This is a genomic window from Sphingomonas sp. 320_CC (assembly GCF_059691795.1).
This window is the reverse complement of record NZ_JCAWAE010000002.1, coordinates 421,899-446,437: the sequence shown is the minus strand read 5'-3', so window position 1 is coordinate 446,437 and position 24,539 is coordinate 421,899. Positions and strand designations below refer to the sequence as shown.

Genomic DNA, 24,539 nt, shown 5'->3' with positions numbered 1-24,539 from the left:
TCCAGGAAAACGTATCTCCTGGGGGCGAAATGACGAAGTATCTCTGCAACATTGAAGTGCCTAGCAGTATCATTACCCCCATCGATTCAGCGATCCGGTTTCCCGAAATTCTTGAACAGAGCTACGCTAAGTACGAGAGCGACATCAGCAAATTCCGTGATTTGATCGCCACCTCGAAAAGCACTGCGCATCTGCTGGAACGTATCCGCTCACCGAAGGTGAACAAAGATACTCGTATGTCTATGTTGAAGATGTTCCGTCGCTGCGTTGCACCGGTGCTGGACACCGAAATGAGCAAAAAGATAACCAAGGTGTCTACGGCCGAACTTGTAAACAGCTATGGCGCGACGTTCAAACCCATAGACAAGCTTCGTGAACAGTTCGAAAAACTACGACCGGGCGACTTTGAGACGCTTGCCGCTCTGATCGGCGAATACGACACTCGTGGCCAGTCGGGCTACGCCCTCACTGAGCAATTTTTCGATTGGTTTGAAGCAGAGTTCGCCGGCGAACTTACGATCGAAGGTCCGCGCCGCGCAGGCCGGGATGTCGAACTTAGCAGCGTGTTTACCAGCTTTGTCGGTGGTTATCCTTGCGACTTCGTGATCCGCAGCGGGGATGATGTTCTGGCCGTTGGCTTCGCCCGCTACGACGCCACGCGGGGCGGGGCCCAGTCGGACGATCGCACGGGCGGCAATTGGTCGAAGGTCGAGAAAGCTAAGCAGTTCTGCCAGCGGAGCGGCGAAGCGTTTCGCATTGTCTTTCTCGCAGATGGCCCGGGCCTAGGGCATAACGACACCTGGAAAGAAGCTTGCGATATTGACGGTGAGTGGGATGGCAATGTCCGGGTGACGACCCTCAAATTGGCAAAGGTACGCGTCACACCGGAGTGGCTGAAGGGAGAGCGTGAGACGAGCGAAGAGAAGTCAGACTTCCGCGACGTGCTCGATCTCCTTGCGAAAGTCGCGAAGTAATTCATTGTCTACGATAAATTTGAAATCGCGCTCAGGCGCTACGTTCTCCACTCGTTGAGGGGTGTCGAATAATGCACCAAGGGTTCCTTGTCGCTCTTCAGCGGGTTCGCGAGTCACGTAATCCCCCATCGCCTTCGCGCCGAAGCGTAGGCGATTGAGTGTAGCCTGCACAGCTACGAAACTTTCATCAAAGCCAAGAAACTTCCTGCCAAGATCGTCCGCAGCAGCAAGTGTTGTACCAGAGCCGCAAAATGGATCCAAGACAAGGTCGCCTGGATTACTGCTTGCGCCGACGATCATGCGCAGCATGTCGATGTTCTTTTCAGTTGGATATCCGGTTATTGCAATACTTTGATGATGGGCATCACGAAAACAATCCCACTGGTCCGTGTATGGTACCAACTTGTCTTCAGTTAAATAGACTTTGCGGCGGGGATTGCCGGTCTTGCTCCAATGAATGTGACCTTTCGCATCAAGCGCATCCAGCTTCGATGGAGCATATTGCCAATGCTTTCCCGGCGGCGGGTTTTTCCCGCGCCATTGCAGTCCAGTTTCACCGTTGCGGGTTCCTGGAGCGTGGACAGGCACTAGTTTAAAGCGGCCTTCCGCGTCCACCTTCGTGTATTCCTTGTTAAGCCATTCCTCAGTCGGTTTCTGGCCCGGCTGATTCCAGACGTAGTCGCCGCTCTTAGTATAGAACAGTAGGTAATCGTGGATATTGGAATAGCTGTTAGAGGTGAAGTTCTTTGATGAACACTTTCGACGTGCAATTATGTTGCGAAAGTTTTTCGATCCGAACACTTCGTCCAAAATAACTTTGAGATGACCGAGCATCTGATGACCGATATGAACATATATGGAGCCATCGTCGGCGAGGCATTCACGCATGAGAATGAGTCTCCGGCGCATGAACTCTACGTACGCCGCCGTCGAGCGATCATCCTTGTACGCGTGCTGAAGATTACGCGACTGAAACCCGAAGCCGGTATTGTAGGGAGGGTCTAGGTAGATCAAGCGTGCTTTCTGGCCAGACTGCGCGAGCGCGCTGAGGCCCATGAGATTGTCGCATAATGCTAGCGCGTTCGGTTCCAAGGAAGCACTTCCCCACTCGCTGCCTTCCAGTCGCGAAAAGGACCCAGGCACGATTTCGAGTGCTGCGGCCTCACCGAGGCGATTATCGTAGGACAGGAAGGGCTCGAACTCGCCGCTTGGCAGAGGGTGGGGATCCCGGTGCGGTATATGGGCCGTCAACGCGTCTTTGCTAAGTTGCTCCTTCGCGGAGATTCCTGTTGCCATGTTCGCTCGCGCTCCATTTTTCCGGTAACCAGTTAGGCGGCTTTATGAGGAGAACGCCTCGGGAACGCAATTCAAATTTGAGAGCTATTTCACTTCCCCAAACCTGGGCAGACTAGGTAAACAAGCGTGTCTCTGGGCCCCTTTTTAGCGGCCAACTGTATGTTCCGCGCCATGCCGCCTGAACAGCCCTTTTGAATTTTCGGCTGAATGAATTAGACTCTTTGAGTAGAAGCCATTCGGGGCCGCATAGGTCCGGCAGAGTGTAGCCGCCCGGTTGCAGCCCTTCCGCGATGGTCGCGATCTTCTCGATACGTCGGACTTCGGTTTCGGTGAGATAGAGCACCGTTCCTCATGAACTTCTTGATGCAGATACATCAAGGGGTAGATTCTAAGGCGAGCGAGTTAATCGAAGCTTCGGTGTACGAGGCGTTCGCGAGCAAATCGGGGTATCTTATATGGAAGGTCCACCTACGGGCGTTTCTAGCAGCAGCTTCGGCTCGATCCCAAGCGCGTCCGCCAGTCGCCCCAGTGCTCGCACAGACGGGTTCCTCGTGCCGCGTTCAAGGTCGCTCACGTAGCTACGTTCCATACCTGCATCGAGCGCTAGCCGCTCCTGCGACATACCCTTCAGCCTCCGATGATGGCGCACGTTCGCGCCGAGAAGCTGCACCACATCCATACTTGGGTGTGACCGGAGACCCGCGTCTGGGTCTGTAGACCAATCGTGTCAATTTCGCTTGCCCTGCCGATCGAGGCGGGGAACGATCCTTTCAACAACAACGGGAGAACAACATGAACGTCAAAATGTCAGTGCTGACCGTCAGCGCTTTCGCCGCCCTCGCAGGCTGCACCCATCCCGCTGACGTATCTCATCCTCTGACCGAGGTTGCCGATAAGAACGCCCACTTCACCCTCAAGGACACTGCCAAGGGGTTCAGCGTCGAAGTTCGTTACTCACGCTACCAATTCGTCCCTGAGGCTGCTGCTCTGATGGTGGCGTGCCGATCGCTTGTGACGGCCCGCGCCTACGATGAAGCCAAAACCCGCGGTCGCGAGATCGAGCCGATCAACGAACAGACCATCCGTGTCTCGACCGGCCGCAACATCATCAAGGCCCGTACCGCCTGCCGTGCGTTCGCCGAAGCCAACTGGAAGCGCTGAGCATGGAGTACGAGTACAAGGTCATCGACGTAGCCGATGGCGCGATAAGCTCTGTGCTGCTGGGCGATGGCCGCATCGAGACAGCGGTGCTCCAGGCCTACATCAATGCCCTGGCTGCCGAAGGGTGGCGCATGGTGTTCATGGAGAAGGTCCAGCAACGCTACATGCTGACCAGCGATCGCGAGACGTTGATGGTCACGTTCGAACGACGCGTCCCCGAGGGTCAACGGGAGGCCCGTGCTGCCCGCGTCATCGACGACGTTATCGCAGCGGAGGACGGTGCCAAGCGAACTGGCCGTAGGGCCGCATCTGGCGTGCTCGGGCTGGGTCTCGGCGCCGCCGCTATCGCAGCCATCATTTCAAACGAATAAGCGGAGGTATAACATGGACATGAGTACACGCGTTGCCGCGCGAAGGGCTGAACTGGAGCGCCAGCAGCAATATGAAAAGGTCGCCGTCGAAGAGCAGAAACAAGCTGCCCATGAAGCGGACATGGGTGTCGTTCTCAACGAGCTGTCTCCCCAAGCGGCGGCTGATGGCGTGACGCTAAAGAGGGACGGAGATGGGTTAGCGTTAGTTCAAGAGCCGACGCCGTTGGCCGACTTTGAGGCAATGAAGCAAACCGAAGTGCAAAAGATGTTCAAGTCGGAGTCTCGCAAGCGCTGGACGCCAAAAGAGAATTGGATGTTCATCGGGCCAGTTTGTGCGGGCGTGATAGCTATGATCCTAAATCCCGTGATCGGCATAATAATCCTGGGCTTCGGTCTCTGGCGTATGACCGTCGCCAATGAGAAGTACGACAGGGAAGTTCATGCACAGTATCCAACACTGTTTGAAACCGTGAAGCTGAGAAAGTCTCTAAAGCTGTTCTGACCGGCGGCGGCACCGACAACAAAGTAACTATTATCAATCTGCCCAACGGAATCTGCGATCAGTTCGCGGGGGCCTTTTTTTATGAACAAAATCAGGAGATAATATATGCTGTCAATTACTACACGCGCCGCCGCTGAGGCCGCCATTCAAAACACCTTGCTTGATCCGGGGCTGCGCAACCTCCTCGCTATCCGCGCAACGCAGCTGGCAGACGATACCGAACCGGATATCGAACTCGGCGACCTTGCCCACTTCTACGCCGTCGAGGCGGGAGACGGAATGATAGAGGTAAAGGCGGCCCTCGGGTTCCCCGTCGACATCAACCTCGTGGACGGCGTTGCGTTTGGCCATTCCGATTTCGTCCCGTCATGGGAATGGATCGAGCGTCACGTCGGCTACTTCGAACTGGCCTTCGTGCTGTCCGACGATGGCTTCGGGCACATTCTGCTCGTCCCTGACCAGCTGGGCGTCGATCCGCGGCTTCTGGCCCTCTGCAAATCTTACGCATCCTGACTGGTCCAACCAACACCCGCCGCATCCAGCGGCATCGCAGCATCCTTCGGGGTGCTTTTTTTATGTCTGAAGGAAGCCACCATGCTCTCACTCCACGATGAAGCAACGATGCAGGCCGCTTTGGCACTGCCGATCAGTTCCCACCTACGCGATCTACTGACTACCCGGATTATCCACTACGCAGCCGCCGGGTTGGGTTCCCTGACGCATATTGTCGTGGTCCAACCGGGCGATACTGCCGCCGTCATTATGCGGGAGATCGGGCTTTATCCGACAACCAGCCCCATCGACGGTGCCCATTTCGGATCGACGGCCTTCCACCCCTTCTGGGACTGGCTGCAAGACGAGGGCGGCTGGTTCGAGATGATCGTGACGGTAGGTGATTCCGGCTTCGCGTACATCCTACTGATTGAGGATGCCGAAGGGGTCGATCCCGATCTCCTTGCTCTGTGCAACGCGCACACCAATTAAGGAACAAGCCATGAAAATCATTGGCATGCTGCTACTCGCTGGGATCGTCCTTAACGTTCTTCAGGCGGCGCTATCAGTCCTGCTCGTCGTCGGCTTGATCGGCCTGGTCGCTGGGATATTGCTTCGTCCGGCTGAGACGTTCGGCCTGCTCGCCTTCGGCATGCTTGCCGGCCTTCTAAAGACGCACCCGGTTGGATGCATCTGGATTGCCAGCTTGACGCTCATCCTGATGATGCTGAAGCGCGATCGGTCAATGATCACGCCTCCGCCCGTTCGCGTTCAGATCAGTCAACAAACGAATGGTGCCGTACTCCCGGCGGTGGGGGGAGGGGGCGGCAACCCAAGCCATCGCTAGATTGGCGACATCAACAGGGTTTTAGCAGCAACTGGGCTCGGTGGGGGGAGGGGGAGCCAAAAACGAAACTTCGCTACCGCTCACCGACGGCAGCCGCACTTGCGCTAACCGGCAACTGCCTCTTCGTCCCTCCATCGGTAGCGCGGGTCGCGCCGAGAAAGCGGTCAGATTAAGATCTTGGCGGTTGGTGATGCGGTAGCATCCGCTTCAGATAGGTCCGTTCACCGTACACACATCACAGCGACATCGACAGTTGGCATGCGCTTACCATCAGAATTTCGCGCGGCATGAACCTTTCGGTCCTCTGAGCATTATATCCGCGTTGGCTAGTCGCTGTCCCGATGAGGACCGGTTAATCGCCACGGCACTATTAGCTTTTTAAGCGCCCTCTTCAATTGTCCGCTCCGGCGGATGTGGACCCGCGCACTGCTAATAGCTTTCACCCTACATAATTTGAACTCGGCTCGACCCAGTTTCGCAGCCGAAAGCCGTGAGAGTTTTATGGATAGCGTTCAAGCTAGAACCCCAAATGTGTCCCAGCGTGTATGCGCTGCGGATATAGTTAATGATAACAGCGATGCTGAAACCGTGCCGATCCAAGTGGCTCAGGATCAAATCGTTATGACCGAGGCGTCACAGGCACTCGCAATCGGACGGCAGGTAACGGGCAGAGTGTCGAAGATCGATCGACGCTTGGATGCAAGTGAGTTTCCCGATTGTCCCGTTGGAGCTTCGACATATTTGCCGACAACCATAGAAAACTTGGAGCATATACTTAAAGGGTTCAAAATTACCGTCAGATACAACGAGATTAAAAAGAGGATAGAAATCCTCGTGCCAAATCATGAAGGGACGGCCGATAATCGAGATAACGCGACGCTAACGGCGATCATAAGCCTTGCTTCGTTGCATGGCTTATCCGTTGGGCAGATACCGTCGTACGTTGAAGCCATTGGTGATCGGAACGCTTATAACCCGGTTAAAGACTGGATTATGTCAGTCCCATGGGACGGGTGCGACCGTCTTGCGGGTTTTTGCGGCACGGTTGTTGCCCAAGACGGCTTCTCGGTGGACCTAAAAAATATTCTGATCGAGAAGTGGATGCTCAGCCTCGTAGCCGCCGCGCTCAGCAAGCATGGGTTTTATGCGCGTGGCGTCCTGACGCTACAAGGTGGCCAAGGTATCGGTAAAACCACTTGGGGGATGAAGCTCGTATCAGATCCCGGCTTGCGAGATCAATTTGTGAAGTTAGGGCATCATCTCGATGCTGGCAACAAAGACTCGGTCTTGGCAGCTATTACCCACTGGATCGTTGAAATCGGCGAACTCGACAGTTCGTTTCGTCGAGATGTTGCTCGTTTGAAAAGCTTTATTACCGGAAACGCTGACAAGATAAGGAGGCCTTACGCGAGAACGGAGTCAGAGTATGGGCGGCGTACAGTTTGCTTTGCAACGGTCAACCATAAAAACTTCTTGGTTGACGAAACCGGCAACAGCCGGTTCTGGACCATCCCGGTCGCCAGCCTGGATTACAACCATACAATAGATATGCAGCAAGTGTACGCACAACTTGCTGTGCGGTATCGGGACGGGAGTGAATGGTGGTTGTCGGAGAGCGAGGAAGCTTTGCTGACTGCCAGTAATCTCAACTACCGATCGGTTAGTTCTATACGCGACATCGTTTTGGATGCTCTGGATCTATCCTTGGCCGGAGATGCTGGGAATGGATATATGTCCGCTAGCGAACTTCTGAGGCGGCTTGGGATCGCTGTACCTACCAATCCTCAGACTAAGGATTGCGGCGCGGTGCTGCGAGAGTTTTGCGGCGAACCAAGGCGGGTCCAGGGCGGAGACAAGTGGCGTGTCCCGTTAAAGCGGGCCGAAACGTTGCTGACGCCGCGCATGGGACCGAAGCAGCCTCCCGTTGGAGATGCGTTTTAGCGTTGCGACGGTACTGTTGGGGACGGAGGCGGCTACTCCAGCTGGTTGCCTCCCCCTGCCCCCACTGTTGCCCGCACTCGGAAGGCAGCCTCGCTCGCGGCTCTGCCAATTGGATGTACCCAATAGGCATCCATGCAGGGCCACTCAGCGACGTTTCGGTCGAACGGGCACTGCTGCCTACCGCGTCGCTGCCGTCGCTCTCTGCCTCTCTAGGGCGATCGCGGTTTACGCATACAAATAAGGAAACAAAATCATGCCTAAGGCAAAGCTCGATAATACATTCTGCCTCATCGCCTTCTGCCCAGAAGGCAAATCTAAGGAAACATTCTACGATACGATAACAACCGGTTTCGTCCTGGAGGTAAGATCCTCTGGGGGTAAGACCTATTACATGCGCTACAACGACAAACATGATCGCCAGCGCCAGCACAAAATTGGTGTGTTCGGAGACATTACTTTCGATCAAGCCCGCAAGGAGGCGAAACGGTTGCGATCGGCGATTACTTTAGGGGGAGATCCTGCGGCGGTGAAGGAGGACGTCAAAGCTGTCCCGACTTACGCGGAGCTGGCGGTTATGCACCTTGCCCACGCGAAGACCTACCAGCGGAGCTACGACACAACAGAAATGTATATCCGCAGGCACATCCTGCCGCGCTGGGGGAAGGTTCGGCTGACGGAGATTCGACAGCAGGACGTCGCACAATGGCTGGCGCTGAAAGCGGGGGAGGGGCTGGCACCCGCAACCGTCGAGAAGATTCGGGTGACGTTCGGTCGATCCTTCTCGCTCGCACTGACCTGGGGCACTGCCGGCGTCACTCGCAACCCGGTCGTCGGAATTCGTCGTCCGGCCATCAATAATGCACGAGAGCGTTTCTTGAGCGTAGAGGAGGCGCGGCGGCTGCAGAAAGCGGTGGCGGCATCACGCAACACGTTGCTTCCTGCCATTGTCGGCTTGCTCCTGCTGACTGGTGCGCGCGTATCCGAGCTGCTCAACGCTGAATGGCAGCACGTCGATCTCGAACGTCGCGCGTGGCTTATCCCGACATCCAAAACCGGGAAGTCCCGTCACGTGCCGCTTTCCCAGGCGGCGATCGCCATAATCGAGCAGCTGCCTCGGGTCGGCCGGTGTCAGTATCTTCTGCCCAACCCCGATACCCTCAGGCCCTTTACGACGATCAAGCACGCTTGGCAGAAGGCGAGGGACGATGCGGGGCTGCACGATCTGCGGATACATGATCTGCGGCATTCAGCGGCGTCGTTCATGATCAATAGCGGCGTCGACCTGTTCGCTGTTGGGAAGGTGCTTGGTCATGCCTCGTACCAGTCCACCCAGCGGTATTCGCACCTAGCCAACGATACCCTCCTTGCTGCGGTCGAGGCGGGCGCGGCGAAGCAGAAGATCGATTGGAGCCCCGCCGCCTAAACCTCCACCCCGATCCATTCGCTAGCGCGCTGCTGGTGTGTGGGTCGGGGCATCTACCTAAATTTTTTTGGTTTTCCCGTCGGGTCGCCAAATAACCATATCTGAAAGCGATGAAAATGAATGACACGAACAAGGCTACTTCCCCTTGGAATATCGCCATCCCCGACCGTGCGGTTAGGCCGATGGCGACCAAGCCAATGATCTCAGGACGGATGTCCGACAAAGAATTTGCGAACTTCGGGGTGGGAGTTGAGGAAATGCTCGAAGCCTGCGCCGACGCGAACGACAACGAGCGGCTCGTTAATGTCATCACGGCATGCATCGGGGCGGGTTTCACCTCTGCGGGCGCCATCATCGCAACGTCGATGACCTTTGGTTTTAGCCGCGGGCACGTCGGAGCGGTTCTGAGCAACAGCTCTGCTGGGAAGTCGAAAGTGCCTAACTGGCGTCGCGACGCGGAGAAGCAGTACAGCTTGCTTTCCTAACGTCTCGGGCACGAGCATCCGATCGGCCACAGGTTGAATGCTCGTGCCGCCTACCCGCTTCAGGTTCGCTAGATGGTGAATCATCGTTGCGCGGTGATGGGTCGGCAGCAGGCGTGTCTAACATAGGCACGTACCGGAAGACTCGTATGCGCCGATTGGTTGGACGAGCGGGGCAAGCATTCGATTCTCGTGATCTGCAAGGTCCACCAGACACCGAAACCTCGCCACCGGCACAAGTGGAGGCGACGTGGCCTTTACGCCCCCCCCCCCCCACGTGGGTAGGCGGCTGCAGTTCGTCCGCATCAGGCATAATCGCTGGACGGTGAACGTTCGACCGCGGCGTGGGATGTTGACTCCAGGGTTAGCATGTTTCACCTTTGTTCTCATGAGCCACGCACCCGAGTCGATGCGCAATGGCGCTGAACCGCTGTCTCAGACGCACCATCTGATCGCGGAGATCTTGCCCGAGCTGCGGCCAGCCGAGATGCAGACGGTCTATTTTCAGTGCATGGAGGACGGCCCCGAAAGCTTGCTGGCGCCAATCGAGGCGGAGTTCGCTAAACGCGGTCTGTCGCCCCATGTGATGGCGTTCGGTTGATGGCGAGTGTGTTTACCGCCGAGCGGATTGCGGACCTGATCGAGCAGGCCCCTGGCTGGGCTCTCGTGGGGCTTACGGTGCCGCAGGAGCGGCTGAGGGCGGATGCACGACGCGAGGTTGCCGAGCACTTCTACAGTGCATTGTATCAGCCTTTGAATGTCGAGACGGGGCAGCTTGCGTTGCCGCTTTGATTAGGCCGAAAACTGACTTCATGTTTCTCACGCGTAGGTGGTATGGCTTCGGCTTGGGGAGATCGAGTCATGACCGGTAAGTGCATCGGAATTAGCGTTCTTCTAACGTCTTGCTTGCTTACCACACCTGCGTTCGGGCAACCGTCCAAGGTCCGTCAATCCACGTCGATGGGTACGGCGCTCTGTGAGAAGGTTTCCGCCGGCGCTGCGACGGTCGGGACCACAGTCGCGGGGGCAAGTGCGCTTGCGAGTACCGTTGGCGTCGCCGCAGTGGCGCATAGCAGCGGAGCAGCGATCCTTACATCGGTGGGGGCTGGCGGGACCGGATATTTAGCAGGTACACTTGGCGGCGCTGGAGCGACGGCTCTTGGTTTTGTCAGCGCACCCGTTGTGATCGCCGGAGCGGCCACGGTTGCAGTCGCTGGAGCCAGTGGTTGGGCTTATTGTCATCTAAAGAAGTGAGGTGCGCCCTATGCGGACAACGGACCTTCGCTGCCTGACGGGGCCCGTTTAGTTCATGACGACGTCCCTTGTAATCCGCGGCGCAGAGGCAACTACCGTCTTTTCGTTGCTCGGCGCTGACGAGAACGCGGCCACCTTCGCACTCGGATGGACGTTGAGTAGGAGTGATGCTTTGCTCGGTGCCTTGCTAGTTAGGCTCGGCATGCAGTTGCCCATCGGCAATGTCCGGATCGAGGTGCAGCGTCACGGCACCGATGGTGGCTACACCGATATTGAAATCATTGCGCCAGGTGAGTGCCATGTAATCATCGAAGCAAAGGTCGGCGGAGCGGTTGCCGGTATGGCTCAGTTGGAGCGGTATCGCCCTCGGTTCGCAGCTGTAGGAAATAATCTCATTGCGTCAGTGTCCGCCGCTACCGCCCATATGGCATCAAGGGTTTTGCCCTCCATGGTAAGCGGCGTTCCGGTCTTACACCTGTCCTGGAATGACGTCCGGCAGCTTATCGCTGAGACGGTGGCGATAGCCAACGGGTCGACTGAACGGCGGTGGCTTCGGGACTTGGATTTTCATTTGGAGGGATATGTGGCAACGCAGGTTGTGAGCAGTAATCTTGTTTACGTCGTCGCGATTTCGTCCGCCGAGATACATCCCGGATATACGTGGATCGACGTTGTGGAAAAAGACAACGCCTACTTCCATCCGATTGATAAGGGTGGCTGGCCCACGACGCCGCCGAACTATCTGGGGTTTCGTTATCACGGGCATCTTCAAAGCGTCCGGCATGTAGAAGAAGCCGAAATCGTTGCCGCGCTCGGGGACAGAAACGACCGCTGGGCAGATTGGAATGATCACATGCTCTATCGGCTAGGTCCACCGATGAGACCGGCCGTTCCTTTGAGGTCGGGGATGACATACGCCAACCGTGTTTACTGCGCCCTCGATCTACTTCTTTCCGGCGCTTGCGAAACGATCAAACAAGCACAAGAGGAAACCCGGCGTCGTTTGGAGGGCTAACGCGCAGTCAGTCCGGTCCGGCGATGCAATGCTTCGGTCCTGCCAAACGGATTTCGAAGGCAGGCCCCCACTGACCGGCCCAACCACGTGCGATATCCTGGAAAGATCGGAGAATGATGGAGTTCCGAGGGACGCCGATTGGAAACCCCGAGCCTGACAAGCGAGACGCAGGATCAATGGCTTAGTACAACATGCCGGGGGCCAACTTTCGGCACCGGTAGATACTTTGCATGCCTTACGAAGCCTAGCTGTTGCGGTCGGACCGATATCGTTGATTGTTCAGCGCTGTCGTCGAAAGTTGGCTCGACGAAGCGGTCTAAACCGGGCTACCCATCGTCTGTCATCGGTTGACGTACGCGATGAAGTTATTGCCACGGAGAACTGGTCTTGAACTTTTCGAACGAGCGGGTGGATGCACATAATTTCTGGCCAAAGAGAGGTAACTTCAAGGGTGAGCAGATGTTCGCTGCTCGGTTGTCTGAGAAAGGTGGGGTTGCGCCATTCAGGGCCATCTCGATCGGGCATAATGATGACGCGGAGTATCAGCGTTGCGTCGGACACCTATTGGACGCCCTGGACCAAATTCCAAATCGCCCAGATTACGCCTTTGATCATTTTTTCCGTATCATTGATGTGGCCGGATCTTCTCTAATTCCTACCAACGGTATCAGAGGTGTCGTCCAAGGGGCCTCGTCCGCTCTCCTTTTAGAAAACAAGGAGGCTTGGGAGCAGGTTATAGATGCTCTCTGCGCTCATATGCCGTTGCGTACATACGAGTTCCTGGCAAAACGTCTGATAAATTCAAGTGATACAGGTTCGGAAGAGCATAAGCGTTTATCCAAACGATCTGTACATACGTTAGGTAGTAAATTCTATAATGCGTTTTCGGCCAAGTATGCCTTAGACGCCGACGGAAACTTTATTGCCAGTGCGGCGGATGAAAATCGCGCAAATGCAGCCAAGCTGCTCAAGCTTTATATGTCAGGTAAGCCAGGAACACGACATAAGACGGCATCTGATCCGGCTCTAGACTTAACAAAGCAATCAAACGTGCCGAACTACGCTCGTCGTTCTGAAGTATTAGCGTCGCTGCTTCTGTTCACTATACGAAATGAACGTGCACACGGTTCTGTAATCAGTCCTTTTAGGACGAGCAAATCAACTTTGGGGCGATATGAAAGTTATTATTTCATTATGCTTCTAGCATACACTTTTGCTCTCGGAATCCTATCGGTGAGATTTAAGTGCATATCGTTGCCACATATACTTACGGGCTTGCAAGAAAATATCGAAGTTCAGAAGGCATTTTTCGCGAAATGATATGTGTATCATCGGTGAATATTCTGAGATCAGTGATCTAATTTCACTGCCGGGAAGGCGATATCAAGCGCTTGCTGATGCAGGTGTCTAAAGAAGAAGAATGGCACGTCTACAATGCGCTCTAGCAGTTGTTTGTCGTCGAGAGGGGGTGGCTACCCCGTCCAATGGATAATCAAAATGGTGTCACATTGACAGAGCCCGAGAAGCTTTCCAATTCCTGCAAGCGTCTCTTTATATCGGCTTGCCTAGTGAGCAAGTTGTGCATCGATACTCTTAAGGTGTGGGCAGCCCGGTTCCACGGGAGAGATAAGCTCGTGTTAAAATCTTCTGGTTCAAACGAGGCCATCTGCTGATTAGTACCGTCAATTCGTTTCTCGATATCTACCAATTCCGAGCTTAGCGAGAACCACTCCGATTCTACGAGCGCAAGCCGTGTGGGTGGGATATCAACAGTAGGGCTTCTAATGTCTAACTCGGCCTGCTTCGTGTCGGCAACCGCCTCAGTTCCGGCCCCGTATAGCTCCATCAAGCGCGAGAGTGGAATTATTTGGATCGAGCCACCGTTCGAATGAAGGCGGTATTCCTCGATCAGTTCAAGCCGCGGCTGGAAGGCGCCATTAGATTGTGTGTACCAATCTGTCTTGGTGTCGCCAGTCACAAAAATGCATCCACGGCCCGTAGAATTACCGGCACGGAGCACGGTCTGCCAAATAATCAGGTCCCCTGCGCCGCCGTCCGATTTATTCATGTCCTTGTAACCGGGAGGGCGCCGGGATTTATATCGTTCTTCCATGTCGCGTCGAAAAGTTGCCTCGTCTTCGGGTTCATTTTCGTCACGCACACAGCCTTTTAAAACGTCGCGATAAGCCTCCGAAACCGGGTCCCGCCCAATCTCGCTGCTAATTCGCTCGGCGATTACCTTTACCTTGCTCTGGATCGATTTTGCGAGCTTTCCGACTTCGTCGCATAACCTCTGCAATTCCGCGTAATCGGCGTCTCCGGCTAAAATACCTATGTGCTGGTGCTTTGGTGCAACAACAGCGCTAGACCAGTTTTGAAGATGTTGGATGATGTCGCCAATCTTTGTCGATCTGTTCTTCGCAAACTCGCGCGCAGCCTGCGCAGGAACGATTAACCGGCGTTGCTGTGCTAATGGGCGATAGACCTCAATTACCTTTCCGAGCGTGACTTGTCCCATAACGTAAGGGAGCAGCATGGCGGTCGCGTCGAGCACGACTAAGCACGTCTCTTTTATCTCCTCCAGGGAGGCATACTTGATATCTAGCAGACCTTGGGCATCCGGATACAAGCTCTTAAGGAACAAAGGGCTCGCTTTGGCGCCGACGGAAGGGCTGGCGGGACCGCTACCCTCCTCTTCGCGACGTTCAGGTTTGTTTGTCATGGAGTGATTGAACCACCCATCAACCCACTCCGCAAGCTCTAGGACACCAAGACCATCTACGCGGTCCTTGGTCAGAGTATCAACCTTCGAGGCGCCTAGTGTTGGTCCGCCGGCATCGAGGCCGGACAGCCCACCGGCAAAAAACCGGCAACCAGATGACGGTAAGCCCGAAGGCTTTCTGACCTGGAGCACTTGAATCAGCTAAGGAAGCGATCAGCCCCGCAGGAAAAAGTATGTCTCGGGCGTCAGCGGCTTGGTAAGCGCAGCGGTATTCATGCTCACCCCCAAAGCAGGTCCCAACCGGCCTAAAAGATCGATTTACCTGCATGATCCTACCTCCGCTCGCGCACGATTGTGTTGAAAAAGTCGGTGGCCTTGAAAGCCGCAAAATTCCCTGGATTGAATACTTTGGTTGAAGACCATTGATTTAGACACTGCCGCGCGGACGTATTATGCCTTCATCCCAGAGCACGAAAATTTAACGTGCCAACTTTTCAACGCAATCGCCCACATCCTGACGCTCGATCCGATATCGGCGCTCCCGAAAGGGGGCCATTGGTGCAACGCACTTTTTCCCGTTTCTCTATCCTTGCCATTCCGCTGAAAGGCGAAAGTGCCTTGGCATTTTTGTACGAGCGCATAAACGTCGAGTCATGAGGTTAGAGTTTCAGTGTTGGAGATGCCCAATAGGTACGTTCGGACGCCGCGTAACTCAGCCCTTTAACGAGCGCGGATCCTACACGTTTGAATGCGGAGAAGGGCATGTTCATGAGATAGTACTATCACAGATGCGCTTCGAAATACTTGCGGAGACCGCGATGCAAGCGCTCCTAGATGGCTATTATCGGGACGCCGTAAGCTCGTTTGCTGCTTCGCTAGAGCGCGTGTTCGAGTATTATGTGAAGGTCGTCAGTCTTGCGGCGGGGCTAAACGGAATAGTTTACGACCAGACGTGGAAGCTCGTAGCCAAACAGTCGGAACGTCAAATCGGGATGTACCTTGCCCTCTATCAGCTAGAGAATAAGGTGGTGCCGCCAATGCTGTCGGCGAACCACGTTTCATTTCGCAATCGCGTGATCCATGAGGGCTATTTTCCGACTGTCGATGAGGCAATCGGTTACGGCCAAGCCGTAGTCGATCTCATCCAGCCTCTGCTTAACTCGATGCTGCCCCGTTACCCCGACGCAATCGAAGCGCTTTCGTTGCTTCATGTCGCCAACGCCAAAACGAAGGACGCCTTACATCATGTTGTTTTCTTCGATGATTTCATCCTTAAATTTGATACCGAAGCGGATGACTGGAGCCCCGAAACCACCGTCCTGGTAGAAGAGCTTTCGAAGCGTACCGCCGAGAAATATCGCCGGGAGATAACATTCGATTGAGCGCCAGTCATGGACGGGAGATAACGGCAGTTATCCGCGCTTTCCAGCCATAGCTGATCGGATTATGATCTCACTATTCGCGAGCTTTTTAATCGCCATCTGGATGCGAGGAGCAAGCTGATGCGAGAGTGAGGCATAGGCCCTCGGATTGGTAATCCAACGCGCAACCTCCGCAAGGTCAGCATCCACTGTTGGATCGTATCCCAATTCTTGGAGAGCAATAAGTCGGCGCTCGATATCTCGTAAGATGAGGTAGGGGCTGATGCTGAGCGTATTAGGCGCGGCAATGAGATCGCGGGGGGCAGCAGTCGTGATCCGCGTTGGGAAGAGCACGGGCGGAAGTACCGCGAGGGCAGTCTCAACCGCTGCGCGTGCGGCGTCGCCACGGCCTACTTCGCCGCTTCGGTAAAGGCACTTTAGGAATCTGAGCGAGCCCAGAGCACGTGCGCTGCCAGGTGCAATAATACCCTGTGCTTCAAGGCCGGATGTGACTGCGTCGAATGCGTAGGCATGGATACCGCGCTCAGCGAGACTGAGCACCCCGTAATTGCGCACGCTGACATAGAGAATGTCGGCTGCAAAGAGCGCCCCTCTAGCACCGGTCGGCACGGTTCCCGCGAGGGCGGAAAGCTCCGCATTGGCCGTTATCTCAACCGAATAATTAGCGCGTGGGGAGAAGTTCCTCAGGATTTGATTGAGGCGATCATCCACGTCTCTGGTGATCTGTGCCTCAAGCTTGAGATGTTGAATGAAGAGCGCGCCACGAGTTGCTAGCGCCGCGATTTTGGCGAAGGTGTAAGAGGCTACTGATGCGCCTTGGGCTGTTAGTTCCGCCGATCGCACGTTAAGTATTTCGACATCGTCGTCGACAATTAGCACGTCTCGGTCGCTCAATGCGTCTGTAACGCCTCGCGCTGCCGAACCAAAGAGAGCCTCTGCAGATGCGAATCGCATAGATGTGTCCGAGAACGTCAACGCAAGAACCTTTTTACCAAAACGGCTGTGAAAATACCAAGCCAACCTATCGATGCCAATGCTTCGAGTACCGTCAGAATTTTGGCGCCGTCGGACGATGGGGTGACGGAAGAGAACCCCAGAACCGTTAGAACTGAAAAAGAGTAGAAAATCGTGTCAACAAACGAGGCATGAACCTGACCCGCCTTAGGTATCATTGCGTCAGCAACGTGAATTGCATCACCAATCAATATGTAATTTATACATGAGATAATGAGGAATAGAACCACTGTGAGCATGAAGAAGCGCAGTGGTCGATACCCAAAGCCGGCGATTCCCTCGTGGGTGATGCTGCAGAGCCACTCCCACCAGGCTTCACGTCTTGTCTTTTTCTCCGCTCGAAGATCATGCCAAATCTGATACCTTTTCCACCTCCTGAATTTTATGTCCGCGAGCATGAAAAACATATCCTGACGCTCTTCGGTGAAATTGGATAGCATTGCTTGGTAGATCGAGATTCCTACGTTTGCCGCTTCAACTCGATATTTGCGACCAAATCTCACTCTATCCGGATGCAAATACACCCGAGTCAGTCGAATTTTCCAAAGGGTACAGTTTAATATATTGCATCCATGAAACTCTACGTCGCTGAGATGAGCGCCAGAGAACAGGCAGTCTTCGAAATCGCAATCCGTAAAGGTAACCTGCGAGATTAATACCTTGGAAAATGCAACGTTCTTAAACGTCACATCTTTTATCTTTCTCTTAGACCCAATCCATTCCCCTTGGACAAACACCGTATTTTTGACTTCGTCGCCGGGCGACATCGAGGGCATCGTCCCAATTGGGAGAATTTGCGGCGTGCCGTCCAGCCTGAATAAATTATTGAGCACGCTGCAACGCCTTCCCTCTCCGCCGGTCGCGGACCGGGTGGCTTAATTTGCACTACAACGCAAAGCGACGTGCAGGCAACTCGTACGCATAAGACGAACGCTCTCTGATTTGTCATCCTGAACATGTTGGATGGTAACCTATCTGAGAGCCAAATCGGACAGTTCTGCTGAGACTGACTGTGAACCGAAATTTGGCCGACGCTTGAGGGGCAAAAGCCCCGTTACGATTTATTCACGGGGCCAGTGACAGACGTTTAGATGGCCGCCTCGGTGCGTAAAGTTGCCAACGAGTCGAACCGTAACGAATGGCCAAGAACGCGTTGCCGTGCGGCAAAGCCGCCAGCCCGCTTTCCTGCCCATTTCCAACATTCCAAAGGCGAAAACGATCCGATCGAAGCGACCTGTCAGTCACTCTCTCGCAGGTATAGCGTAGGTCGGCTTTCCGGCTTTTCCCAATCCAAAGCGCTTTCACTAGGAAGCGGCCGATCGGTGATCTCACCCCAAACTGGGAAGCGGCTGGGTGCCGCCGCCGGGGTAGAGGTTGTTGCCACCTAAGCCTATGTAAACGTTCGACTATTCCAGGTGCGTCACTGGCCTTCGTAATGCGGGGGTCACAGGTTCGAGTCCTGTAAGCGGCACCATTTCGAGAATCGTCGATATCATTGAAACTGGTTCGAACTGGTGTTTGCCGATATCGAACAATGGCAGCCGGACGGTAGCGGCGAGGTTCAACCTCGCGGTATCGAGTCATCCCGCCTATTATCGGTCCGAATATAGGATTCTATTGGTCAACTGATCACTTCCCTCACGGTGGTGGACAATCTCGTCGCTGATTGCGCACGATGTTCTGCGCCAACTCGATTCTCCACAAGAGACAAATGTCGGGCCACGCCTTCCTGCTGAAACCGACAATCGCTGAGTTCGATGCTGGTCAAAGACCCAAAGCAGGGGGCGCGGTGCTGCTGCGTATCACGAGTTCGTGTTGGAGTGTAACCTGCTGTGACGGGCTTGCGCCGCCGCGGAGGATGTCTACGAGCAATTCGACCGTGCGGCGGCCGATCATGCCTTTGGGCTGGGCGATCGTCGTCAGCGGGGGCTGAAAATAGCGCGCGAGGGGGAGATCGTCGAAGCCGATGACCGAGACGTCCTTCGGGCATTTGAGCCCCGCGTCGCCGATCGTGCTGAGCGCGCCCATTGCCATCTCGTCGCTAAAGCAGAAGATCGCGGTGACGTCGTGCGCGAGCAGGTCGCGGGTCTGGTCGACAGCCGAGCCGGCGGAATAATCGCCGACCCGGATGTGGAGGCCATCGCGCAGGCCGGCGCGGGTCGCGGCGTCGATCGCGCCGGCGAGGCGGTCGCGGCTGATCGGGCTGATCTCCGGGCCGGTGATCACGCCGATCCTACGGTGGCCGAGGCCGATCAAATGCTCGATCGCGTCGGCGCTCGCCGCGGCGTTGTCGATGTGGACGCTAGGGACGCCGAGGTCGGAGCTGTATTCGCAACCGTTGACGATCGGTGCGGCGGTGCCTTTGCGCGCCAGCAGCGGCGCGAGGCTGGCGGGCAGGCGGTGGCCGAGAAAGATCAACCCGTCGACCTCGCGGCGCGAGAGCATGTCGGCATATTGATCCTCGACCTCCGGGTCGTGCCGCGTGTCGCCGACTACGACCGAATAGCCGGCGTCACGTGCAGCTTCTTCGGCGCCACGGATGACGCTCGCGAAGAACGCGTTGGAGATGTCGGGGACGGTCAGCAGGATCTTGGCGGCGCGCAACGTCCGCAAGCTGCGTGCGGCGACGTTGGGCGTGTAGCCGGACTCGCGAACCACCTCCAGGACGCGTCGCCGCGTTTCCTCGGCCACCTGTTCGGGGCGGCTGAGAACGCGCGAAACCGTGGCGGTCGAGACGCCTGCGAGAGCGGCCACTTCGATGATCGTCGGCATAAGGCCGTCATGTATCCGGTCGTCGGCACTGTCGATATATATCCGATGTAATCCTTTACATTCGATTGGAGGCTCCGTAGCTTCATGTCCGACAAGCAGTAAAACTGCGATCGGAGAGGTGGCGAATGGCCGTTGCGGACACTGCACAATATTCAACAGGCATGGCCCAATCGGGTGGTCTGCTGACCGGCCGCCTGAGCGCGATGATGTTCATGCAGTTCTTCGTCTGGGGCGCCTGGACCGTCACGCTCGGCCTCGTCATGCAGACCGTCGGCATCGGCAACCTCATCGGCAACGCCTTCTCGGTCGGACCGATCGCGTCGATCGTCGGGTCTTTCCTGCTCGGCATGGCGGCGGCGCGGTATGTCAGCCCGCGGATGCTGATGGTCATCCTGCACCTGGTCGGTGGCGTGCTGCTGTTCCTGCTCCCGGCGCTGGTCACACCCGAGAACGGACAGACCTTCGTCTGGCTGCTGCTTTGCTACATGATCCTCTACATGCCGACGGTGGGCCTCGCGAACACGATCGCGTTGAAGAGCTTTGGCGAGCGGACCGACAAGTTCCCGTTCGTCCGCGCGTTCGGCACGCTCGGCTGGATCACCGCGGGACTGATCATCGGCTGGGCAGGGCTATCGGCGAGCCCCGAGATATTCCGCGTTGCGGCGGTCGTCTCCATCGCGCTGGGGCTCTACAGCTTCACGCTGCCGAACGTGACGGCGGATGCGCCCCGCGACGAGAGCGTGCTCCGCCAAGTGTTCTGCGTCGAGGCGTTCGGGTTGCTGAAACAGCGCTCGTTCCTAATCTTCATGACCTGCGCGACGCTGATCTCCGTCCCGCTGGCGATGTATTACGCCTATGCGTCGCCCTATGTCGGCGCGACCGGCATCAGCAACGTCGGCGGCACGCTCGCGATCGGGCAGATGTCCGAACTCGTGTTCATGTTCTCGATGCCGTGGCTGTATCGTCGGTTCGGCGTGAAGCCGTTGCTGCTGGTCGGCATGGCCGCATGGGCCCTGCGCTATGCTTTGTTCGCGATCGGCGATGGCGGATCGTCGTTGTGGGCGGTGTATCTCGGCGTCGCGCTGCACGGCGTGTGCTATGATTTCTTCTTCGTAGCGGGCGCGATCTACACCGGCACGATAGCCACGCCGAAGGGTGTGAACGCGCAGGCACAGGGCATGCTGACGCTGTTCACCTACGGCGTCGGAATGCTGCTCGGATCGCAGATCGGCGCGCTGCTGTACGCGCAGCTGCCCGCATCGCCGACCATCGCCGACTGGCAGCATATGTGGTGGTATCCCGCGATCGCCGCGGCGGTGATCGCGTTGCTGTTCCAGTTCACGTTCCGTGACGACACGAGGAAGATCGCAGCATGACCGGCATGAAGGGCCCAGGGATATTCCTCGCGCAGTTTCTCGGAGATAAGGCGCCGTTCGATACACTCGACGGTCTGGCGGAATGGGCGGCCGGGCTAGGCTATGTCGGCGTCCAGATCCCCTGCAACGCGCAGTTGATCGACCTGAAGCTAGCGGCGGAAAGCAAGACCTATTGCGACGATCTTCGTGGGAGATTGGCGAAACACGGCGTCGAAGTCACCGAATTGTCGACGCATCTGCAGGGACAACTGGTCGCGGTGCATCCGGCGTACGACACGCTGTTCGACGGCTTCGCGCCCCCCGAAGTCCATGGCAAGCCTGCCGAGCGCCAGATTTGGGCGGTCGAACAGGTGAAAATGGCGGCGCGGGCGAGTGCCAACCTAGGCCTGTCCGCGCATGCCACCTTCTCCGGCGCGCTGGCATGGCCGTACGTCTACCCCTGGCCGCAACGCCCCGCCGGGCTGATCGAGGAAGCCTTCACAGAACTCGCCCGCCGCTGGACCCCGATCCTCGACGTGTTCGAGGAAGCAGGCGTCGACTGCGCAATTGAGGTGCATCCCGGCGAGGACGTCCATGACGGCGCGACCTGGGAGCGGTTCCTAGCGGCCGTCGACAACCACCCCCGTGCGCGCCTGCTGTTCGATCCGTCGCACTTCGTGTTGCAGCAGCTCGACTATCTCGACTTCATCGATCGGTACCACGACCGGATTTCGTGCTTCCACGTCAAGGATGCCGAGTTCAATCCGAACGGGCGCACCGGCGTCTATGGCGGCTACGAGAACTGGGTAGACCGCGCCGGCCGGTTCCGTTCGCTCGGCGACGGGCAGGTCGATTTCTCGTCCATCTTCAGCAAGATGGCGCAGTATGGCTATGACGGTTGGGCCGTGCTCGAATGGGAGTGCGCGCTGAAACGCTCCGATGACGGCGCCCGCGAAGGCGCACCGTTCATCCGCGATCACATCATTCGCAAGACCGAGCGCTCGTTCGACGACTTCGCCGCCAGCGGGATCGATCGCTCTGCGATCCGCAAGCTGCTCGGACTGTCCGAGGGGCAGGCATGAGCCGGCTTCGTCTCGGCATGGTCGGCGGCGGGGAAGGGGCCTTTATCGGCGCCGTCCACCGGATGGCAGCCGGGCTCGACGGCGATTGGGACCTCGTCGCGGGGGCGTTCAGCACCGATGGTGGGCGCAACACGCGCACCGGCGCGCTGCTCGGTCTGGATCCGCAGCGGGTCTATCCATCGATCGACGCGTTGATCGCGCACGAAATGACGCTGCCCGCGGACCAGCGCATCGAAGCGCTCGCGGTCGTCACGCCGAACCATCTCCACGCGCCGATGGCGATCGCGGCGCTGAACGCCGGCTTCCACGTCTTCTGCGAAAAGCCGATGGCGATGAGCGTCGTCGAGGCCGAAGCGATCGCCGCCGCCGCCAAGGCCAGCGGCCGCCACTTTGCGCTGGCGTTCACCTATAGCGGCTACCCAATGATCGAAGAGGCACGCGCTCGGATCAAACGCGGCGATCTCGGCGCGATCCGCCTAGTCCAGGTCGAGTATCTACAAGGCTGGCTCAGCCAACCAATCGACACCGACGGTAACAAGCAAGCGGAATGGCGGACCGATCCCGCGCGCGCCGGGCTCGGCGGGTGTCTCGGCGATATCGGCACGCACGCGTTCCAGCTTGCCGAGCATGTCTCCGGTCTGTCGGTGCAGTCGGTCTCGGCGGACCTCACCACGCATGTCGAGGGCCGCCGGCTCGACGACGACGTCAGCGCGCTGCTCCGGTTCGAGGGCGGCGCGCGCGGCGTGCTCAAGGCGAGCCAGGTCGCGGCGGGCGAGGAGAACGGGCTGCGGTTACGTATCCACGGCGAACGCGGCGGGCTCGACTGGTCACAGATGGAGCCGAACACGCTGACGCTCCACTGGCTCGATCGCCCGACCGAGATCGTGCGGACCGGCGGCCCCGGCATGCTCGACGCGACCGCCACGCTGGTGCGGACTCCGGCGGGGCATCCCGAGGGGTACATCGAGGCGTTCGCCAACCTCTACCGCGCATTCGCCTCAGCGATCCGCGGTGATGGCAACGACCGTTGGTTTCCAGGCGTGACCGATGGCCTGCGCACGATGCGCTTCATCGAAGCGGTGATCGCCAACGCCGCATCGGACCAGAAATGGACTTCAGTAAATCCGGGAGAGAATGAATGAAGTTGCTCATGGCCTTGGTCGCGGGAAGCATCGCGGCGGTTGCGGCGGTCACGATATCCGTGCCGACCACCGCGCAATCGACTGCAGCCTCGCCCCCGGCGTTCGCCGCCTGCCGCGCGTGTCATACCGTCGTGAAGGGTGGCCGCAACGGCATCGGCCCGAACCTGTACGGCGTGGTCGGCCGTGCCGCCGCGGCGACGCCCGGCTTCAATTATTCGGCTGCGATGAAGGCGTCGAAGCTGCGCTGGGACGAGCAGACGCTCAACGAATATCTCGCCGCCCCCCAGAAGAAGGTGCCGGGCACGCGGATGCCGATCGCGACGCCCGATGCCGCCAAACGTGCCGCGATCATCGCGTACCTCAAGGCGGAGGGTGCGAAGTGATCGCGCCGCGCGCATGACGCTCTCGCGCCGTACCCTGCTCGCCGCCGGTGCAGCGGCATCGCTGGTCCCCGCCGGGATCGCCGCCCAGCGTCGCGGCAGCAACGCCGCACGGTTCTCGCTCGGTTACGCGCCGCACGAAGGCAGCTTCGCCAGTCGCGGCGGACGGATCGAGCAGATCGCCTACGCCGCCGATCAGGGCTTCACCGCCTGGGAGGACAACGAGGCGGCAACGCGAACGGTGGCCGAGCAGGAGCAGATGGCCAAGGCGCTCGCGCAGCGCGGCATGACGATGGGCGTGTTCGTCGCCAGCATGCCCAAATGGGCGAAGTCGCGGCCGCTCCTCGGCGCTAACGACGGCGCCGAGCGCGAGGCGTTCCTCGCCGATATCCGCGCCTCGCTCGACGTCGCCAAGCGGCTGAACGCAAAGCGGATGACCGTCGTCACCGGCTTCATGGATCCGAAGGTGCCGGTCGATATCCAGACCGCCCGCGTGATCGACGTGATGCGCCGCGCGGGCGATATCGTCGCGCCGTCGGGCACGGCGATGGTCATGGAGCCGCTCAACACGCGGACCAACCATCCTGGCGTCTATATGCAAACGATTTCGCAAGGCTATGCGGTCGCGCGCGGTGCGAACAGCCCGGCGGTGAAGATCCTCGCCGACCTGTATCACGAGCAGATCCAGTCGGGGAACCTGATCCCGACGCTAGCCACCTGCTGGAGCGAGATCGGCTACATCCAGTTCGGCGACAATCCGGGTCGCAACGAGCCGTCGACCGGCGAGATCAACTTCGCCTCGATCGTGAAGTGGCTGAAGGCGCAACGCTACACCGGCGTGATCGGCATGGAACACGGCAATTCGATCGCGGGCCGCGCAGGCGAGGATCGCCTGATCGCCGCCTATCGCGAGATCGACGCAGCATGAAGGG

26 protein-coding genes are annotated in these 24,539 nt (G+C 57.5%); 20 read left to right on the top strand and 6 right to left on the bottom strand.

Annotated elements, in window-relative coordinates:
- The first annotated feature begins 29 nt into the window (after positions 1 to 29).
- A complete protein-coding gene (locus tag AC59GX_RS08970) occupies positions 30 to 974 on the top strand; it encodes a hypothetical protein (RefSeq protein WP_497301506.1) in 945 nt (314 codons plus the stop codon).
- Here AC59GX_RS08970 and AC59GX_RS08965 read toward each other — a convergent pair.
- Positions 927 to 2,270, bottom strand: a complete 1,344-nt coding sequence (locus AC59GX_RS08965) for a site-specific DNA-methyltransferase (RefSeq protein ID WP_497301505.1) — start codon at positions 2,268 to 2,270, stop codon at positions 927 to 929. The genes AC59GX_RS08970 and AC59GX_RS08965 overlap by 48 nt on opposite strands.
- A 451-nt stretch (positions 2,271 to 2,721) precedes the next feature.
- Positions 2,722 to 2,949 (bottom strand): helix-turn-helix domain-containing protein, encoded by a 228-nt coding sequence (locus tag AC59GX_RS08960; RefSeq protein ID WP_497301503.1) that lies wholly within the window; start codon positions 2,947 to 2,949, stop codon positions 2,722 to 2,724.
- Between the two features lie 113 nt (positions 2,950 to 3,062).
- Between AC59GX_RS08960 and AC59GX_RS08955 the strand changes: the two genes are divergently transcribed.
- From AC59GX_RS08955 to AC59GX_RS08895, 13 genes are all read left to right on the top strand, one after another.
- A complete protein-coding gene (locus AC59GX_RS08955; RefSeq protein ID WP_497301502.1) occupies positions 3,063 to 3,431 on the top strand; it encodes a hypothetical protein in 369 nt (122 codons plus the stop codon).
- A gap of 2 nt (positions 3,432 to 3,433) precedes the next feature.
- Positions 3,434 to 3,802, top strand: coding sequence for a DUF4177 domain-containing protein (locus tag AC59GX_RS08950; protein WP_497301500.1), 369 nt, complete (start codon positions 3,434 to 3,436; stop codon positions 3,800 to 3,802).
- A 13-nt stretch (positions 3,803 to 3,815) separates the two neighbouring features.
- A complete protein-coding gene (locus tag AC59GX_RS08945; RefSeq protein WP_497301499.1) occupies positions 3,816 to 4,304 on the top strand; it encodes a hypothetical protein in 489 nt (162 codons plus the stop codon).
- 105 nt (positions 4,305 to 4,409) lie between these two features.
- Positions 4,410 to 4,817, top strand: coding sequence for a hypothetical protein (locus tag AC59GX_RS08940; protein ID WP_497301498.1), 408 nt, complete (start codon positions 4,410 to 4,412; stop codon positions 4,815 to 4,817).
- A gap of 81 nt (positions 4,818 to 4,898) precedes the next feature.
- Positions 4,899 to 5,288, top strand: a complete 390-nt coding sequence (locus tag AC59GX_RS08935) for a hypothetical protein (protein ID WP_497301497.1) — start codon at positions 4,899 to 4,901, stop codon at positions 5,286 to 5,288.
- Positions 5,289 to 5,298: 10 nt separating this feature from the next.
- Positions 5,299 to 5,643, top strand: a complete 345-nt coding sequence (locus AC59GX_RS08930) for a hypothetical protein (protein ID WP_497301495.1) — start codon at positions 5,299 to 5,301, stop codon at positions 5,641 to 5,643.
- A gap of 531 nt (positions 5,644 to 6,174) precedes the next feature.
- On the top strand, positions 6,175 to 7,584 hold the full coding sequence (locus tag AC59GX_RS08925; RefSeq protein ID WP_497301494.1) for a VapE domain-containing protein: 1,410 nt from the start codon (positions 6,175 to 6,177) through the stop codon (positions 7,582 to 7,584).
- A 253-nt stretch (positions 7,585 to 7,837) separates the two neighbouring features.
- Positions 7,838 to 9,007 carry a site-specific integrase gene (locus AC59GX_RS08920; protein WP_497301492.1) on the top strand — a complete coding sequence of 390 codons (1,170 nt, stop codon included), beginning with the start codon at positions 7,838 to 7,840 and terminating at the stop codon, positions 9,005 to 9,007.
- A gap of 110 nt (positions 9,008 to 9,117) precedes the next feature.
- On the top strand, positions 9,118 to 9,492 hold the full coding sequence (locus AC59GX_RS08915) for a hypothetical protein (RefSeq protein WP_497301491.1): 375 nt from the start codon (positions 9,118 to 9,120) through the stop codon (positions 9,490 to 9,492).
- A 385-nt stretch (positions 9,493 to 9,877) separates the two neighbouring features.
- Positions 9,878 to 10,090, top strand: coding sequence for a hypothetical protein (locus AC59GX_RS08910; protein ID WP_497301489.1), 213 nt, complete (start codon positions 9,878 to 9,880; stop codon positions 10,088 to 10,090).
- Positions 10,090 to 10,281: a DUF6771 family protein gene (locus tag AC59GX_RS08905; protein ID WP_497301487.1), complete on the top strand. Its 192-nt coding sequence runs from the start codon at positions 10,090 to 10,092 to the stop codon at positions 10,279 to 10,281. Before AC59GX_RS08910 ends, AC59GX_RS08905 begins: the two co-directional genes overlap by 1 nt.
- A gap of 664 nt (positions 10,282 to 10,945) precedes the next feature.
- Positions 10,946 to 11,758, top strand: coding sequence for a hypothetical protein (locus AC59GX_RS08900; protein WP_497301486.1), 813 nt, complete (start codon positions 10,946 to 10,948; stop codon positions 11,756 to 11,758).
- 387 nt (positions 11,759 to 12,145) lie between these two features.
- On the top strand, positions 12,146 to 13,078 hold the full coding sequence (locus AC59GX_RS08895) for a hypothetical protein (RefSeq protein WP_497301484.1): 933 nt from the start codon (positions 12,146 to 12,148) through the stop codon (positions 13,076 to 13,078).
- Positions 13,079 to 13,250: 172 nt separating this feature from the next.
- Here AC59GX_RS08895 and AC59GX_RS08890 read toward each other — a convergent pair whose 3' ends face one another.
- On the bottom strand, positions 13,251 to 14,672 hold the full coding sequence (locus AC59GX_RS08890; RefSeq protein WP_497301483.1) for a PIN-like domain-containing protein: 1,422 nt from the start codon (positions 14,670 to 14,672) through the stop codon (positions 13,251 to 13,253).
- Between the two features lie 596 nt (positions 14,673 to 15,268).
- Between AC59GX_RS08890 and AC59GX_RS08885 the strand changes: the two genes are divergently transcribed.
- On the top strand, positions 15,269 to 15,862 hold the full coding sequence (locus AC59GX_RS08885) for a hypothetical protein (protein ID WP_497301482.1): 594 nt from the start codon (positions 15,269 to 15,271) through the stop codon (positions 15,860 to 15,862).
- A gap of 30 nt (positions 15,863 to 15,892) precedes the next feature.
- Here AC59GX_RS08885 and AC59GX_RS08880 read toward each other — a convergent pair whose 3' ends face one another.
- From AC59GX_RS08880 to AC59GX_RS08870, 3 genes are all read right to left on the bottom strand, one after another.
- Positions 15,893 to 16,756: a hypothetical protein gene (locus AC59GX_RS08880; protein ID WP_497301481.1), complete on the bottom strand. Its 864-nt coding sequence runs from the start codon at positions 16,754 to 16,756 to the stop codon at positions 15,893 to 15,895.
- 77 nt (positions 16,757 to 16,833) lie between these two features.
- On the bottom strand, positions 16,834 to 17,709 hold the full coding sequence (locus AC59GX_RS08875) for a pentapeptide repeat-containing protein (protein WP_497301480.1): 876 nt from the start codon (positions 17,707 to 17,709) through the stop codon (positions 16,834 to 16,836).
- 931 nt (positions 17,710 to 18,640) lie between these two features.
- A complete protein-coding gene (locus AC59GX_RS08870; RefSeq protein WP_426279949.1) occupies positions 18,641 to 19,648 on the bottom strand; it encodes a LacI family DNA-binding transcriptional regulator in 1,008 nt (335 codons plus the stop codon).
- Between the two features lie 161 nt (positions 19,649 to 19,809).
- On the opposite strand from AC59GX_RS08870, the gene AC59GX_RS08865 reads away from it, so the two are divergent.
- From AC59GX_RS08865 to AC59GX_RS08845, 5 genes are read left to right on the top strand one after another with little or no spacing between them, the layout of a single operon-like run.
- Positions 19,810 to 21,024 carry an MFS transporter gene (locus tag AC59GX_RS08865; RefSeq protein ID WP_426279948.1) on the top strand — a complete coding sequence of 405 codons (1,215 nt, stop codon included), beginning with the start codon at positions 19,810 to 19,812 and terminating at the stop codon, positions 21,022 to 21,024.
- On the top strand, positions 21,021 to 22,085 hold the full coding sequence (locus AC59GX_RS08860; RefSeq protein WP_426279947.1) for a sugar phosphate isomerase/epimerase family protein: 1,065 nt from the start codon (positions 21,021 to 21,023) through the stop codon (positions 22,083 to 22,085). Before AC59GX_RS08865 ends, AC59GX_RS08860 begins: the two co-directional genes overlap by 4 nt.
- Positions 22,082 to 23,227 (top strand): Gfo/Idh/MocA family protein, encoded by a 1,146-nt coding sequence (locus AC59GX_RS08855; protein WP_497301478.1) that lies wholly within the window; start codon positions 22,082 to 22,084, stop codon positions 23,225 to 23,227. Before AC59GX_RS08860 ends, AC59GX_RS08855 begins: the two co-directional genes overlap by 4 nt.
- Positions 23,224 to 23,610 carry a c-type cytochrome gene (locus tag AC59GX_RS08850; RefSeq protein WP_426279945.1) on the top strand — a complete coding sequence of 129 codons (387 nt, stop codon included), beginning with the start codon at positions 23,224 to 23,226 and terminating at the stop codon, positions 23,608 to 23,610. The genes AC59GX_RS08855 and AC59GX_RS08850 overlap by 4 nt, the downstream gene beginning before the upstream one ends.
- Positions 23,600 to 24,535: a hydroxypyruvate isomerase family protein gene (locus AC59GX_RS08845; protein ID WP_497301476.1), complete on the top strand. Its 936-nt coding sequence runs from the start codon at positions 23,600 to 23,602 to the stop codon at positions 24,533 to 24,535. The genes AC59GX_RS08850 and AC59GX_RS08845 overlap by 11 nt, the downstream gene beginning before the upstream one ends.
- The last annotated feature ends 4 nt before the right edge of the window (positions 24,536 to 24,539 follow it).